At 52.8% G+C, this 15962-nt stretch carries 12 protein-coding genes; 10 read left to right on the top strand and 2 right to left on the bottom strand.

Annotation, left to right across the window (positions count from 1 at the left end):
- Positions 1–36 precede the first annotated feature (36 nt).
- Together NNL21_RS24795 and NNL21_RS24790 are read left to right on the top strand one after the other, a co-directional pair.
- Entirely contained in the window at positions 37–1272 is a 1236-nt protein-coding gene (locus NNL21_RS24795) for a molybdopterin-dependent oxidoreductase (RefSeq protein ID WP_204820106.1), read from the top strand.
- A gap of 186 nt (positions 1273–1458) precedes the next feature.
- The gene (locus NNL21_RS24790; protein WP_204820105.1) at positions 1459–5289 is read left to right on the top strand and encodes an S-layer homology domain-containing protein; all 3831 of its coding nucleotides are present in this window, start codon (positions 1459–1461) and stop codon (positions 5287–5289) included.
- 116 nt (positions 5290–5405) lie between these two features.
- Here NNL21_RS24790 and NNL21_RS24785 read toward each other — a convergent pair whose 3' ends face one another.
- Positions 5406–5552, bottom strand: coding sequence for a hypothetical protein (locus NNL21_RS24785; RefSeq protein ID WP_204820104.1), 147 nt, complete (start codon positions 5550–5552; stop codon positions 5406–5408).
- Positions 5553–5812: 260 nt separating this feature from the next.
- Here NNL21_RS24785 and NNL21_RS24780 point away from each other — a divergent pair, with 260 nt between their 5' ends.
- The 6 genes from NNL21_RS24780 to spoIIR all read left to right on the top strand — a co-directional run bounded on the left by NNL21_RS24780 (position 5813) and on the right by spoIIR (position 12429).
- A complete protein-coding gene (locus tag NNL21_RS24780; protein WP_204820103.1) occupies positions 5813–6532 on the top strand; it encodes a hypothetical protein in 720 nt (239 codons plus the stop codon).
- A gap of 232 nt (positions 6533–6764) precedes the next feature.
- Positions 6765–7865, top strand: coding sequence for a redox-regulated ATPase YchF (gene ychF, locus NNL21_RS24775; protein WP_204820102.1), 1101 nt, complete (start codon positions 6765–6767; stop codon positions 7863–7865).
- Positions 7866–8076: 211 nt separating this feature from the next.
- Complete coding sequence (prfA, locus tag NNL21_RS24770) at positions 8077–9150, top strand: peptide chain release factor 1 (RefSeq protein ID WP_204820101.1); 1074 nt, start codon at positions 8077–8079, stop codon at positions 9148–9150.
- 95 nt (positions 9151–9245) lie between these two features.
- Positions 9246–10304: a peptide chain release factor N(5)-glutamine methyltransferase gene (prmC, locus tag NNL21_RS24765; RefSeq protein WP_204820100.1), complete on the top strand. Its 1059-nt coding sequence runs from the start codon at positions 9246–9248 to the stop codon at positions 10302–10304.
- 174 nt (positions 10305–10478) lie between these two features.
- On the top strand, positions 10479–11363 hold the full coding sequence (locus NNL21_RS24760) for a stalk domain-containing protein (protein WP_204820099.1): 885 nt from the start codon (positions 10479–10481) through the stop codon (positions 11361–11363).
- Between the two features lie 385 nt (positions 11364–11748).
- Positions 11749–12429: a stage II sporulation protein R gene (spoIIR, locus tag NNL21_RS24755; RefSeq protein WP_204820098.1), complete on the top strand. Its 681-nt coding sequence runs from the start codon at positions 11749–11751 to the stop codon at positions 12427–12429.
- A 125-nt stretch (positions 12430–12554) separates the two neighbouring features.
- Here the strand turns inward: spoIIR and NNL21_RS24750 are convergent, their stop codons facing one another.
- A complete protein-coding gene (locus tag NNL21_RS24750; protein WP_204820097.1) occupies positions 12555–14030 on the bottom strand; it encodes an MDR family MFS transporter in 1476 nt (491 codons plus the stop codon).
- A 201-nt stretch (positions 14031–14231) separates the two neighbouring features.
- Between NNL21_RS24750 and NNL21_RS24745 the strand changes: the two genes are divergently transcribed.
- Both NNL21_RS24745 and NNL21_RS24740 read left to right on the top strand, forming a co-directional pair.
- The gene (locus NNL21_RS24745; RefSeq protein WP_204820096.1) at positions 14232–15314 is read left to right on the top strand and encodes an L-threonylcarbamoyladenylate synthase; all 1083 of its coding nucleotides are present in this window, start codon (positions 14232–14234) and stop codon (positions 15312–15314) included.
- Positions 15315–15383: 69 nt separating this feature from the next.
- Positions 15384–15944 carry a manganese efflux pump MntP gene (locus NNL21_RS24740; RefSeq protein ID WP_204820095.1) on the top strand — a complete coding sequence of 187 codons (561 nt, stop codon included), beginning with the start codon at positions 15384–15386 and terminating at the stop codon, positions 15942–15944.
- The last annotated feature ends 18 nt before the right edge of the window (positions 15945–15962 follow it).

The following is a 15962-nucleotide window of genomic DNA, read 5'->3' as shown; positions in this document are numbered from 1 at the left end:
CTGTAGAGGTCAAGGAGCAGGAAGGGGAGAGGCGGCATGCGGGATTGGCTGAAGGCATGGCGTAAAGGATACGGGAAGAAGCTCGCACGGCTTCATGCTTGGAATGGCTGGATCGTCGTACTGCTGGCGATTACCGGCCTCGTCCTGTTTGGCGGCTTTTGGCGCGGGGTGCTTGGCGAAGGGCGCGTGTGGGTGCGCTGGCTGCATATCGTTGTGGGGCTGGCTTCCCTTCTTCCGGTTCTGTATTACCTCTTTCTAGCGGGCAAGCATTGGAAGCAGCTAAGGGGCAAGCCCTGGCAGCGGGCGAACGTGCTGGTGGTGCTTGCGCTCCTAGTAGGGTGGCTGCTCTCGGGTATTCTTCTCTGGCAGTTCCGGACGGTTGGCCCTTACTGGTCCAATGCCGCGCTCTACACGCACGATCTGCTGACCTGGATCGGATTGCCTTATATCATCTATCACTCCCTCGCGCGGACCAAATGGTTGAAGGAGCCTCATCGGCGCACGGTCAAGACCGATAAGGCTGAACCCGCAGGGGGCTTGCATCCGGCAGCTGGGCCGCAAGCCGTATATACCCGTCGCGCGTTCATTCGGACGGCAGTCGGAGCCGGGCTGGCGATTACGCTCGGTCCGTCCTTCCTGCAGTGGCTTGGCAACAATCTCGGCTCTGGTGCCAGCTTGGAGAAGCTTATAGAGGAAGATGCCAACCGGCTCACACCTCTTCCGAATCCGCTGCCGGACTCATCGCCGCCAATAGGGGGAGGAAGCCAAGGGTCCTTCCGTGTGTATACGGTAACGCCGATCCCGACCTTTACCAATGCGAATTGGTCCTTCGTTGTTGACGGATTGGTCGAACGCAAGCTGCACTGGAACTGGGAGCAGTTCATCAAGCAGAAGCGCATCGTGCAGGTAAGCGATTTTCACTGCGTGACAGGGTGGTCCGTCTACTCGAATACATGGGAAGGCATACCGCTCAAGGAGCTGCTCAAGCAAGCGGGCGTACAGCCGCAGGCGAAGACGGTCAAGCTTTACTCCGGGGACGGAGTCTATACCGACAGCCTCACACTCGAACAAGCGGACATGGATGACGTCATGGTTGCCGTCTTGCATGACGGCAAGCCGATTCCGAGCGACCTCGGAGGACCGGTGCGGCTTGTCGTGCCGAAGATGTACGCCTACAAATCGGTCAAATGGCTCAATCGCATCGAGCTGATCGACCAAGACCATACCGGGTATTGGGAAGAGCGGGGATATGATAAGGATGCTTGGGTGTAGATGCGGGAGCCCGAAAGCGAAGCAAGGATCGTAACTGTTAAGACAAGGTAATCTTATACGAAAAATAAGCCTTCCATTAGCCAAGTATATAGCGGCGATTGGGAGGCTATTTTGCGTAACATTTTCCTGTTTATGTATTTACAGAACTGGATTGTCTTGCTAGGATTATCAAGGGAAGGATACGAAATGTATCGAAATCAATTCATAGATGAGGGAGAGAACGCTTTGTCCAAGTTCAAGCAGGTCATGGCATTATTTATCGCACTAGTACTTGTAATACCTAACAGCGTGTATGCAAGTGAGAAAAGTTTCACCGATACGACGGGTCATTGGGCGGAGGGAACGCTGTCGAAGTGGCAAGAGAAGGGCTGGATTAGCGGTCAAGCACAAGGCCGCATGAATCCGAACCAGCCGATTACGAGAGCCGAGATCGCTTCGCTCATTAACAAGTCGTTCGGATATTCCGAGACCGGCAGTGAAGCCGGGTATAAGGATATTAAACAAGAGCAATGGTTCTATAAAGACATCTCGATCGCCACACAGGCCGGGTATATGAAGGGCTTCGACGATAAGACCTTCCGGCCAAACGCGACAATAACGCGCCAAGAGGTTGCGGCGCTAGTCGCCCGGCTACTGGAGCTGTCGCCAAGTGATCCCGATCCGGCCTATACGGATGCGGCGAATGCACCATTGTGGAGTAAAGGTCTGATCGGCGCCGTTATGAAGAATGGTCTGATGATCGGCAAGGACAAGCAGTCCTTCGGTCTGTATGCTCCAACATCGAGAGCGGAAGCGGTCGTGATTCTCGATCGTGCGCTTCAATTCAAAGAGCGTGCCAACGCGACGATCGTTTATGACAAGGCCGGCGAATACGGATCAGAGGAAGTCACTGCTGTTAACGGCTCTGTTCGCATCACAAAGCCGGGAACGACGCTGCGGAACATGACGATTTCCGGTGATCTAACGGTGGACAAATCTGTAGGTGAAGGCGACGTCACACTGGAAGGCGTGACAGTGAAGGGGACAACGAACCTGCTGGGCGGTGGTCCGAACAGTATCGTATTCATCGACTCGACGTTTGGAATCGTTATTATCAACAAGGAGAACGGAATGATTCGAGTCGTTACCCAAGGCTCCACCACCGTTCAGCAGCTGGAGCTTCAATCGGCGGCGAATGTGGAGAGCTCTGGAATGACTCCAATCGGATTCGTAATCCTGGGCAATATGATTCCAAAGGGTGCGGAAGTCCGGTTCAGCGGGGCATTCCAGCGCATTGATGTGCTATCGGGTGGAATATCCATTCTGCTGCCGACAGGCTCTATTCACACGTTCCATTTCCTGCCGGAAGCTGGACGCAATGCATTGAAGCTGGAGAAAGGCACGCAGGTTGATGAGCTTACGCTGGGAGCGGGTACCGACGTTTCGGGCGAGGGCAGCATCGAAGCGGCGTTCGTCACTGCGGATGGCTCGGAGCTTCAGCAGAGCCCGGGCAAGCTTACCCTGAATAAGGGAATCTCTACAACGGTAGGCGGTAAAAAGGTTACGGAAAGCTCTGGCGACATTCCTGCCGGCGGTATACCTTCCGGTGGCGGAGGAGGCGGTGGGGGATTTCCGGGCCCTGGCGGACCCGTAGTTGATAATACGTTGGCGAACAAGCTGTTTCCGGGTGGTAAAGATGTTAGTAGTGAGGCATATATCTTCCTAAACGAAGCACCGGACGCAGGTATAACGGCATGGTTTGCCCCTGTCGGCACCACTCATTTTGTCGTTGGGGACGGGATGACGAAGCTGAAAGGAAACGGCAAGTCTGTTTTGATCCGCGCGCCGAAGGTTGAAAGGGACTACAGACTTTTCACGATTGATTCTGCAGGTATTGTTTCCTTGCCATCGGATGCAGTACTCAAAGTTAAGAACAATCCGAATGTGACGGGTACCGTGACTTTGAATGGCAGTGATGCTGCTCTTACGGCGACATTGGTTGTTGAAGACCTTTACGATGCAAGCCGATTCAGCATCTCTGTTAATAATGGAAATATCGCTTTTTATGTGCCAGACGGGAACTATCGGGCGGTATCGTTGACCGTGCCCACTGAACCAGTAGACAAGGAAATCATGTTGTTTGATAAGTTTGGTGTCTCTAATGGACAACTTTTAGGTAAGAATACCTTGGATATTAATGCATTTGAAGAGTCAGACTATAATGCGTCTGGAACGTACACTTACAATGATGGTGTGAATGTAGAATCTGGTTTATTATTGGTTCATAGTGTAGACAACAACAGTTCTTATATCATACCAGTTGTTAATGGAGTCTTTGAGGCTTATTTACCAGCGGGAAGATACATTATTACTGAATATTGGAACTATGCGAAGAAACGAATTCTGATTAGTAAGGAATATACCGTAACACAGGGCAATACGAATGTAGTGGAATTGGTTTCTAAAAAGGATAACTTGATCGGAGAGGTAATGGATTCGAACAGTCAAGCAGTCTCAACTGGTCAACTGTTGATTCGAAATGACGATCAGTCGGCTTGGCCTCTAACATTTGAAGCTGGTATCGTGAACGGCAAATTCGGTCTCTATTTGGAGGACGGAAATTACACGATTGTCCAGTATCAAGGAGAAACCAGCAGTGCTGGCTTGAATGTGCCTATTGAAGTTCTTGAAGGTGTGCTAGTGGGAGATGACATAGTCGTTCAACTACCGGCAAACAATGTGCAAGGCAAAGTCAAAGTCGGGAATGTGACTATGGAAGATGGATACGTAAGTATTCGTGTGAAGGATTCATTGGCCTACATGTATACAACCACAATTATCAATGGGGTGTTTCAACTTCATTTGCCTGAGGGTGAGTACACCGCATACAGCTATAACACTAAAGATGGTGAAGGTTTTGAATTACTTTCTGATTTCCGAGTAGAGGGATCAGTTAGTTCAATGTTGGAATTTTCAACTGTGGTACCTAACGTGATGGCGAAAGTTGAATGGGAAGATAGTAAAATGGAGTCTCGTGGAATGCTTGACTTTATTAAAGAGGGTACGGACATCGTCCTGCACAGTGCTTTCATCAGGGATGGCAAGGTTAGTTTGTATTTACCGGATGGGACATACAAAATTAACTACGATGGCCCTCCAAATTCAAGGACTCTGACAGATAAGATTACGATAATAAATGGTGTGCCGGTTCCGACGACCGATATCGTAATTGTGATCCCAGCAGACAATGTAACAGGCACGTTGATGCACGAAGACAATACGCCGCTCCATGATGTCAAGCTTGAAATTGTATCTTCGCCCGGTGGACTGACCTATTTGATCCCGGTAAACAACGGAAGCTTCTCCGCATTTTTACCTGATGGTAAATACTCGGTCGTGGCATATCGGGATTCGACGACCGATAAGGCGATTTCATTACGCGAATCGTTCGTTGTCACAAATGGAGTTCCTCAGCAGCTGGATATCATTGTACATCCACCGAATCTTACATTTTCGGCTAAGTACAAGGATGGATCGGATGTTTTCGGTTCGTTGAGGATAAGAAAGATTGTTACGTTGGATGAAGAGCCGAAGATGTTTGGTCTTTCAGGCTCCGGCATTTATAGTTTATATTTACCCGACGGTGAATACCAATTAAGTTGGATCAGTTCCTACACGGAGCACCGTATCATTCCGGTTTTGAGGAATATCGAGGTTAAAGAGGGCGTAGTCACCGATTTATCCCTTCTCGATTTTGTGGTTCCCGAAATTACAACGGCAAGCGTGAAGTGGGAAGGCGAGAACAACACAGTGGCGGAAGCTATGACTTTGTTTATTTCCAGAGGCGATCCTACTTTCGGTCTAGCATTTCTTGTTCAAAACGGAGAAGCGAACCTATTGCTCGAAACAGGCACCTACCAAGTCATTGGGTATGAGCTAGAAGGCAAACAAACGGTATGGGATGTGAATAGTCAATTCCAAATTAATGAGAACTCAACCGATCCGCTCGTTATCACGCTTCCCATACAGCGACCATAAACGGGAATTATCAATTCATTTTTGACTTGCTATGAAAGTGAAAATGTCCTGTAAAGCCGCTGTTTTGGCTCCACAGGACATTTTTTTTGGACGGATGTGTATGCGAGTGCGTTACACTACTTATCGGTCTTATTCTTCTTGTCCTGAAAATTCGTTACGGATTTGGTGTCCTCAATCGTGTCATTGACGAAGGCCATATCCTGGTTCTTGGCGTTCATGTGGGTTGTGCCCTTGTAATTGCCTTTATGCGTCTGGTTTTCCATGGCGAATGTCACCTCCTAAGGAGGTAGTATGCAACGTGAATGGCGGACTCATTCTGACCAGAGTTTACAACATAGGATGATACATGCTAAATATTTCATTAATATTCCAATATTCGACTTACTTCGACATTCATCTTTCTGTACGATAGCGATAACGCATGGACGTGTATCGGGTATGGGGAGTTATTGTAGTTCCATAGACGAATCCGTCGAAATGTCGTGCGTAATCATGATGAACAGATGAATTAGGAGGCAAGGCAATGGCATTTTGTATGCAATGCGGGCAGCAAATTCCCCAAGGAGCGACGCACATATGCGGCGACGGACAGCAGGTAGCGAACTCAGGTACCCAGGCGGAGGCAAGCCGCCCGCTCACCAACGATTTGACGAAGGCAATGAAGCAGGTCGATGGCAATGTGGTACTCAAGCTGTTGAAGGATCCGCAATACGGCTTGAATTTGAATCCGGACAAAGATTTTATTTATGGCATTCTTGGCCTTGTGGCATCAATTCTTGGTTTCACGATTTGGGCAGGTTTGCTCGGTATGCGAATTGACAGCCTGTTCTCAGGCTTGCTCGGCTTGGGAGGTTTCGGAGGCGATTCCATCGGCGGCGCTTTCACAGGCAGAATGCTATTGACCGCGATTCTCTCGATTGCGGCGCTGCACGGCATGTTGTGGCTGCTAGGCAGCTGGCAAGGCACCAACAAGCTGTCGTTCAAAGCTTTCATTACCTACGCAGGCAGTATGCACTATCTGTCTGGAGCGGGCTTTGTCGTGGCCGGCTTATGTGCGCTGATTAGTTTGATCTCGTTCTCATTCCTGCTGATCCTGATCAACGTATCGATTATGCTGGTGCTGTCTGTAATCGTGTCCATCGACATATTCGGCGTCTACAGGGAGAAGCGGATGGTGTACACGGCTTCTGCCATTGCGTTGTATATGGTCATTCTGATGATCGTTACGAAAATCATTCTATAATCGGACAGGCCAAGAAGCCGTTCTCCGCCCGCGCCTTGCGAATGTTGATTCGCAGCAGGGCCCGGAGGGCGGCTTTGTTTGTTCCAAAGGACAGCCTCGCCCTTGGCATGATAGGACAGGTTCATGTGCTGCCAGCAACCCGGGAGGAATGGGTTTATCCCGGGGCTTTTTTTGTCACCTGCCTTCATGTATAATGGCGGAAGGTTATCATAGAGGAAGAGGAGTGTTAGGTATGCCACTCTCTTGTGGAATCGTCGGTCTCCCCAATGTGGGCAAATCGACTTTATTTAATGCAATTACGCAAGCGGGCGCGGAGTCCGCAAACTATCCGTTCTGTACGATCGATCCGAACGTCGGCGTGGTGGAAGTGCCGGACGAGCGATTAGATAAATTGACTGAGCTAGTAACGCCGAACCGTACGGTTCCGACGGCTTTTGAATTTATCGATATTGCCGGAATCGTGAAGGGTGCAAGTAAAGGCGAGGGCCTCGGCAATAAATTTCTTGCTCATATCCGCGAAGTTGACGCGATTGTACACGTCGTTCGCTGCTTCCAGGACGAGAATATTACGCATGTCTCCGGCAAGGTAGACCCGATCGGCGATATTCAGACCATTAATTTGGAGCTGATCCTGGCCGATCTGGATTCGGTGGAGAAGCGTATTGACCGCAGCCACAAGAACATGAAGGGCGGCGACAAGAAGTACGCGCAAGAGGTGGAGACGCTCGAGCGGATCAAGGAAGCGCTCTATGCCGATCAACCGGCGCGCAGCTTAGAGCTGAGCGATGAGGAACGCCTGATCGTCCGCGACATGCACTTATTAACGATGAAGCCGGTGCTGTATGCAGCTAACGTTAGTGAAAGCGAAGCCGCCAATGCAGACGGTAATCCTTACGTAGCGCTCGTACGTGAATTCGCCAAGGCTGAGAATGCGGAGGTCGTGCCGATCAGCGCGAAAGTTGAAGCGGAGATCGCCGAGCTGGAAGGCGAAGACAAGGAGATGTTCCTGGAGGAGCTTGGCCTCGAGCAATCCGGCTTGAACCGTCTTATCCATGCCGCCTATAAGCTGCTTGGCCTGTACACGTATTTCACGGCCGGCGTGCAGGAAGTTCGCGCATGGACGATCCGCAAGGGCATGAAGGCGCCGCAAGCGGCTGGCGTTATTCATACGGACTTTGAGCGGGGCTTCATTCGCGCGGAGGTCGTATCGTATGACGATCTTGTAGCCGCAGGCTCCATGAACGCGGCCAAGGAGAGAGGCCAGCTTCGTCTTGAGGGCAAGGAATATGTGGTTCATGACGGCGATGTTATGCATTTCCGTTTTAACGTGTAGATCGATTAGAATGTGGATGCGCTCTGCAGAGCACCTGAGTTTAGGGGCGGCTGTTGCAGGGAAGAAGGACCCGGGTATCGGGTCCTTTGTGCTGTGATTATGGGTTAAGCCTATGTCCAATAATCGCCCGTTTATCGAACATGCGCCGGTATGATATAATAGGTAAACTACATGCAGTGTAACTGACTAAACAACATAGGGGTGAACGCACGTGTTAGACCGTTTGCAAGCGCTCGCCGATCGGTATGAAAAACTGAGCGAGCTGTTGTGCGATCCTGATGTGGCAAGCGATCCGAAGCGGCTGCGCGACTACTCGAAGGAGCAGTCGGATTTGCAGGAAGCTTACGAAGCATATACGGAGTATAAACAAGTTTCGGAACAGCTTCAGGAAGCCAAGTTGATGCAGAATGAGAAGCTCGATGATGAAATGAGCGAAATGGTTAAGATGGAAATTGAAGAGCTGAGCGCTCGGATATTACCGCTTGAAGAAAAGATCCACATGCTGCTGCTGCCCAAAGATCCGAATGACGACAAGAATGTCATCGTGGAGATTCGCGGTGCGGCAGGCGGTGACGAAGCGGCACTGTTCGCATCCGATCTCTATCGGATGTATTCGAAGTTTGCCGATGCTCAAGGTTGGCGCGTGGAACTGATGGAAGCCAGCGAGAGCGATCTTGGCGGCTACAAAGAGGTTATATTCATGATTGCAGGTAAAGGCGCGTACAGCAAGCTCAAGTTTGAGAGCGGCGCTCACCGCGTACAGCGTATTCCGGTTACGGAATCCGGCGGACGGATTCATACGTCGACTTCAACGGTTGCGGTCATGCCGGAAGTGGAAGAGGTTGAAGTTGAAATCCTCGATAAAGATATTCGTATCGACACCTTCTGTTCGAGCGGCGCTGGCGGTCAGTCCGTCAATACGACGAAATCGGCTGTTCGTGTTCTGCACGTGCCAACGGGTATCATGGCGACTTGTCAGGACGGCAAATCGCAGAATGATAATAAAGCCAAGGCGCTGCAGGTTCTTCGCGCACGGATCTCCGACATCCGTCGTCAAGAGGAAGAAGCGAAATATGCGGGCGAACGGAAGAGCAAGGTTGGAACGGGCGACCGCAGCGAGCGGATTCGTACGTACAATTATCCGCAAAGCCGTGTCACCGATCACCGGATTGGACTTACGCTGCACAAGCTGGATTCCGTCTTGAACGGCGACATGGAAGAAATTATCAATGCATTAACATTAACCGCACAGACCGAGCTGATGGAGCAAGACAATCAGATCTAAGGGCGTATGCGGGTTAACCGATAAGTGCAAGTGCGGCCGTTTGCTGATTCCAGCCGCCGCAGGAGTACGATCGATAGAGAGAGGGGCGCTGTTACATGGAGCGCAGATTGGACGGTAACGAAGCAGGCAGCCAGTCGGGGCAAGCTTCGGTAACGCTTAGGGAAGCCTGCATGCAGGCTTCTTTGTTTTTGCAGGAGAACGGGATCGGCGAGCCGCGGGCGAATGCGGAGCTGCTGCTCATGCATATGCTCGGCATCGAGCGCGCGGCGCTGCTGCGCGATTGGCAGGAGCCCTTCCCGGAGCAGCGCCGCGCGGAATGGGACGAGCTTGTGCAGCGTAAGGCTGCCGGCGAACCCGTGCAATATATTATCGGCGAGCAGTGGTTCTATGGCTTGCCGTTCACGGTGACGCCGGCCGTGCTCATTCCGCGCCCGGAGACGGAGCTGCTGATCGAGGCAGTGCTTGAAGCCGCCGACCAGCTCTGGCCGGATGCCGCGCGAAGTACCGCGGAGGCGGGAGGAGATGCCGCTGCGAGCGCGGCCGGCAGCGATGCCGGGGCACCAGCGGCTAGCTGGAGCGGCGCCGGGCCGACGGTGCTGGACGTCGGCACCGGCAGCGGCGCAATCGGCGTGACGCTTGCTGCGCAGCGTCCGCAATGGCGCGTGTGCGCGTCCGATCTGTCGCCGGACGCGCTGGCGGTCGCCCGCACGAACGCGGAGTGCCATGGCGCTGCGCCGCGCATGGCGTTCGTGCAGGGCGACCTGCTCGTGCCGTTCATCCGGCGGCACGAGGCAGGCACGGACGCATCCGGCGATGATGAGCCCGCCGCTGGATTGCGGATCGATGTGCTCGTCTCCAACCCGCCGTATATTCCGGCTGGAGACATCGCGGGCTTGCAGCCCGAGGTGCGCGATCATGAGCCGCGCCTCGCCCTGGACGGGGGCGCGGACGGCCTCGCGCCCTACCGCAGCATCATCGCGCAGCTGCCGCTGCTGGCCGCAATGCCGCGGATCGTCGCTTTCGAGCTCGGCCTCGGCCAAGCGGAGGCCGTCGCGGACCTGCTCCGGCAGTGCGGGCCATGGCGCGAGATCCGCACCATCCGCGATTATGCCGGGATCGACCGCCACGTGATGGCAATCGAGCCCATTCAATAGCTACTGCTGCTGCGGCGGCAGTAAGCGTTTCGCCTGCAAGGGACTGTTTCCAAACCACCGGAAACAGTCCCTTATTTCGCGTTCTACCTCAGGTTGTCCAAAAAGAGGAATAGACGCGGGAGGGAGGGTGTGATAACCTCATTGTCAGCAAGGCGATCGATATGGAGGTGCGGTATGAAGAAGATCAAACTCGTAGCAATGGCTCTCATCTTGACGATCCTGTCCGCGCAAACGGTTGCGTCTGCCGCAGAAGAAACGACAACGCCCTTGTTCGATATTGTAATCGACGGAACAAAACTGAAGCTGTCTAACCCGCCATTCCTGCAAAATGGGACGACCATGGTTCCATTTCGGACGGTATTCGAACGGCTGGGCCTTCGCGTCTCATGGAATGCGAAGACCAACCAAGTGACAGGATCCAATACGGAAAGTGAAATCGTCTTTAACCTTGGATCCAAGTCGGCCACCGTCAACGGAAAAGCCGAGACGCTGCTGCTGGCTCCAGTCGTTAAGAATGACACCACCTATATTCCGCTTCGATTCGCCGGCACGGCGAGCGGTGGAGCTGTCGAGCTGTACAAAGGCGGATTGAATGTGGTCTGGATGCTTTCGGCTGATCAGAACGACTTGTATAAGGCTGTCACCGGTCATGAAACGGCGGAGGTCGAGAAGCTGCTGCAGCGCGGCGCTGATCCGAAGGTGCTCATTGGGCCTCTGGGGCCTGCGATCTTTTCATTTGCGGATGACTCGGTGGAAATCGTTGAATTATTCCTCAAGCATGGGATGAATATTAATACACGCAGCGCGGACTACGCCGGTTATACGCTGCTGCACAATGCGGCTGCGAATGGCCGTGTTGAGGTCGTCAAGTTTCTGCTGACCTCGGGAGCAGACCTTGCGATCACCACGGAAACGAAGAGTACGGCGCTTGAATTGGCGGAATTTTGGCGTGAGCAATTAAGATTCGGCTACAAGGATAGCGCTGCTGACAAGCCGCCGACAATCAATGATTATGATACGATTATTGCCCTGCTGAAGGATTATATGGGTAAGAACTGATTCCAAACATGACACATTCGATCGATCACGGCCAGCCGCCAAGGCTGGCTTTTTTCGGCTTTTCGCTTTGAACAATCGAGAAGCTTCACACGGAGCGAGCCGTTTTTTTGTATAGAAGCTCACAATACGCGGGCCATTATTCATGGTTTAGAAGATTAGGAGCTGTTCATCAAGTTTGGAAGATTAGAACGTCAGAAGCTGTTCCTCTATTTTATAAGCTTCACACGGCGCATGCCGTTGTCTTACAGGAATCTCAGAATAATCTATTAACCTTTCATCGAATTGCTAGGTTTAGATGCGAGAGCTGCCGGACATACTAGGGTTATAGACGTTCCGGGACGCAAGCCGAGTGCACCGACGGGTGCCTGTAGAGGAGCTTGTGTATATGATCCGCACTTATTCTCGTTTTCCTTATCGCCCATCGTACGGTTACTTGTTGTTCGTGATTGCCATTCTTCTTATGAGCTGGGAAGGCCTCCAGGCCGATGCGGCAATTGCTGGCGGCGAAATTCCAACAGAATCGATCCGGCTTCGCATTCTGGCTAATTCCGATGCCCCGGCCGATCAAGCGGTAAAACGCTTTGTGCGCGACGCCGTCGTTGCGGAGATGGGCAGCTGGGTGGATGGTCCGCAGACGATCGAGCAGGCCCGTGACACGATTCGCTCCCGGATGGGAGAAATCGGGCAGGTAGTGGCAGATGAGCTGCGTGCACGCGGCTTTACATACAGCTTCCAAGCCGAGCTGGGCGTTGTGCCCTTCCCGACCAAAATGTACGGAAATACGGTATATCCTGCCGGCAACTACGAAGCGCTTCGTATTACGTTGGGCAGCGGCCAAGGCCAGAACTGGTGGTGCGTCTTGTTTCCACCCCTGTGCTTCGTGGATGCTGTGAGCGGTGAAGCTTCCGGCGCAGCAGCAGTAACAGCAGCGGCAGACGCTGGTCAAGCCCAAGCCGCCGGACAAGCAAGCGCAGATTCAAACGCTGACGCCGATCCGGAAGTGAAATTTTTTCTGTGGGAAATCCTTCAGTCCATTCTCAATTTCTTCAAAAACCTATTTAGCTAGTGCAAATTAGCAAACTCAGCGTGGAAAATATGCGCGCTCATGATATAGGTGCTTCTTGTAACCCAAGCAGCACGCTAACAAGGAAAGGCTCACCCCGCGCTTGGGATGAGCCTTTCAATCTTTTGCTATGCGGAGGCCGTTGCCTCTTTAGCGGCTTGCTTCTCGCTTGCCTCGGAGGGGCGCACTTTTCGAATCCAGAGACTAATCGGCAGCGCGGCCAGCACGATAATCGTGGCAACCAGATACACGTCATTTACGCTCATCGTGAAGGATAGCATGCTGATGGTCTGCTTATCCGTGGCACCGGATTGGACGAGATCCGCCGCATGCGACACGGAGCGAGACGATAGCATCGACGTGAAGATTGCGATCGCGAATGAGCCGAACACATTCCTCGTCCAATTGCTGATTGAGGACGCGTGCCCGCTCATATGCCGCGAAATCAGCTCCATGCCCGCGTTGCTCGCCGGCATCATCGCGAAAGCGATGCCCAGGTTGCGCACAATCATCCAGAACACGATATAGCCATGCGGAATATCGACGCTCAGCCAGCTTAACGGCAGTGTCCCGGCAGCCATCAGAACGACGCCGATCAGCAGCAGGACGCGAGGCCCGACCGAATTGTAGAGCTTCCCGATGAACGGCACCGTGATCGCCATGATCAGCGATGCCGGCAGCAGGATAAGACCGGTATCGAGCGTCGAGACATGCTGTATATTTTGGAGGAAGACCGGGGTCAGGAACGTTCCTGAGTATAGGCTGATTGTGATGATAATCGTGACGATCAGTGAAATCGTATAGCGGCAGTTCTGGAGTACGCGCAGATCGAGCAGCGGCGTCTCGGCGGTTAATTCACGCCAGATGAACAAGGCCAGGAATACGATACCGACGATGAATAACGTGATCGTTTTCCACGTGGTCCATCCCCAGGAGTGGCCTTGCGACAAGGCGACCAGAAGAGAGGAGCTGCTGATAACGACGGTTACGAGACCGATGAGGTCGAAGGACTTCGGGATATTTAAGCGGTAATACGGGATGAATGGAATGATCAGCACGACACCGATAATTCCGAAAGGAACGTTCATCCAGAACAGCCACTGCCAGGAGGCGTTATCGAGCAGCCAGCCGCTGAACGTTGGCCCGATTGCCGGAGCCAGCATGGATGAGACCGCCCAGAAGCTGATCGCCAGCGGTTGTTTCTCGCGCGGAATAACCTGATAAATAATGGACATGGTAGTCGGGGTGATGATGCCGCTGAATGCCCCTTGGAGAATCCGGAACGCGATGAGAGATTGAATGTCCCAAGCGAGCGCGCACAGAATGGAAGCGGCAGTGAAGCCGGCAAGCGAAAAAATATAGAGCCGTTTATAGCTGAACCGTTCGCCGAAATACCCTGTGATCGGAGCGAAAGTTCCCATCGCCAGCATAAATCCCGTCAGCGTCCACTGCACGGTACTAAGCCCGGCGTCGAAGTGGTTCTGCAGAACGGGGATCGCGATGTTAATCGTGCTCACGCTTAATGTCGAAACGAAGCTTCCGAAGAAGATGGCAATCATGATGGGTAAGAAACGGACGTTCTTTAAATCATCCTTGCTTTGCATGAATAGTTGCCTCCAGAATTATGTATAAAATTACATATGAAAATAATAGAAGATAATCATACAACCGCATTCTGGTGTTGTCAAAAGAAATAAATAAAGGAAAGTTTGTACAAACCGGCATCGGTTCGGGTGACTGAAAAACGAGCTGTGTTATAATAAGTCCAGAAACTGACTATGTGAGATTAAGGATTGAATGGGCAAATGTTAAATACTCGCGTTTGGCGTGTAAACACAAGTGAATGGGAAAGTGGGCTACTGAATGAAGCGGCTATGGTGCTGCGGAATGGCGGAACGGTTGCCTTCCCGACAGAGACGGTATATGGTCTTGGTGCCGATGCGCGCAATGATGCGGCGGTGGCGCGCATCTTCGAGGCGAAGGGACGTCCGTCGGACAATCCGCTTATCGTCCATATCGCGAATCTGGAGCAGCTGGGCGAGCTTACTCTCCCTTATGGCGAAACAGCGAAGAAATTGATGGAGCGGTTCTGGCCGGGCCCCCTTACGCTTGTGCTTCCTGTGAAGCCTGGTGCCGTATCGCCTCGCGTCACCGCGGGGCTGGATACGCTGGCTGTGCGCATGCCGGACCACCCTATTGCTTTAGAGCTGATTGCTTCGTCCGGATGCCCGATTGCCGGGCCTAGCGCGAACCGCTCCGGTCGGCCGAGCCCCACCCATGCTGACCATGTACAGGGCGACTTGGATGGCAGGATCGACGGGATCGTCGACGGGGGTCCCGCTGGTGTCGGTCTTGAATCGACCGTGGTCGAGATCGAAGGTGACGCGGTGCGCATTCTGCGTCCGGGCGGTATTACCGCCGAAGCGCTTCGAGAAGTTTCGCGACATGTGATTTATGATGCGGAGTCTGTTCCGGGAGAAGTCTTGAGCAGGAAGGCTCTGGACGAGAAGGGCGGGACTCCCCGCTCGCCAGGGATGAAATACACCCATTATGCGCCCAAAGGGCTCATGCAGCTCGTTATAGGCGATGCCGATAACGTGTCAGCTTACATTCAAGGGCAAGCTAATACCGCAAAGTCGCATGGCGAACGGGCGGGTATACTTGCCTTTGCCGAGCACGGAACTAGATATGAAGCCGACGATGTCGTGATCGTTGGTAGTCTGGCTCATCCGGAAACGGCAGCTCAAGGGCTATATGCTGCTCTCCGAACATTCGATGAGCGCGGCACGCAGCGTATATGGGCGGAGGCGTGTCCGGAAGAAGGCATCGGTCATGCCTTGATGAACCGCCTCGTCAAAGCCGCAGGACACCGCATCGTCCGAGTCTAGCGTCACCCCCGTCATCTTTCCACTCTTGTCCGCATATGCTTGGATGAGAATGGGACAGGGGGTATGACAATGATTGAAGCGAGCTTGCAGGCCGGCCAATTGCTCACGCTCCTCATCATGGCGGCTGCGCTTGGCATGGACGCGTTTTCGCTGGGCATTGGTATCGGGCTCAAGGGTATTCGGCTGCTTGAGGTTTTAAAATTAAGCGCACTTATCGCGCTCTTTCATATTTTGATGCCGCTCATGGGTATGTTTACGGGGCAGTATGTAGGCACGCTGCTCGGGAGCGTAGCGACAACCGCGGCGGGCGGACTCCTGCTCTTGCTTGGCGCACATATGATATACAGCTCCATGCGTGGAGAAGCGGTACGATCGATCAATCATCGCACATTGTGGGGAATGCTGCTGTTTGCCCTCAGTGTCAGTATCGATTCATTCTCTGTGGGCATATCGCTGGGCATGTTTGCGGCTGATATCGTTCTGACGGTGCTGGTATTCGGTTTTTTCGGCGGGCTGATGTCTATCCTGGGCTTGCTGCTGGGCCGCCGGGTAAGCACAAGCCTTGGTGAATACGGCGAAGCTTGCGGCGGTGTCATTTTGTTTACGTTCGGGATATTGTTTATACTTTAGTTAAATCGAGGAGCCCGC

Source organism: Paenibacillus mendelii (assembly GCF_024498075.1).
In the GTDB taxonomy this organism is placed as follows: Bacteria; Bacillota; Bacilli; order Paenibacillales; family Paenibacillaceae; genus Paenibacillus_Z; species Paenibacillus_Z mendelii.
This window is presented reverse-complemented; position numbering and strand designations above follow the sequence as displayed.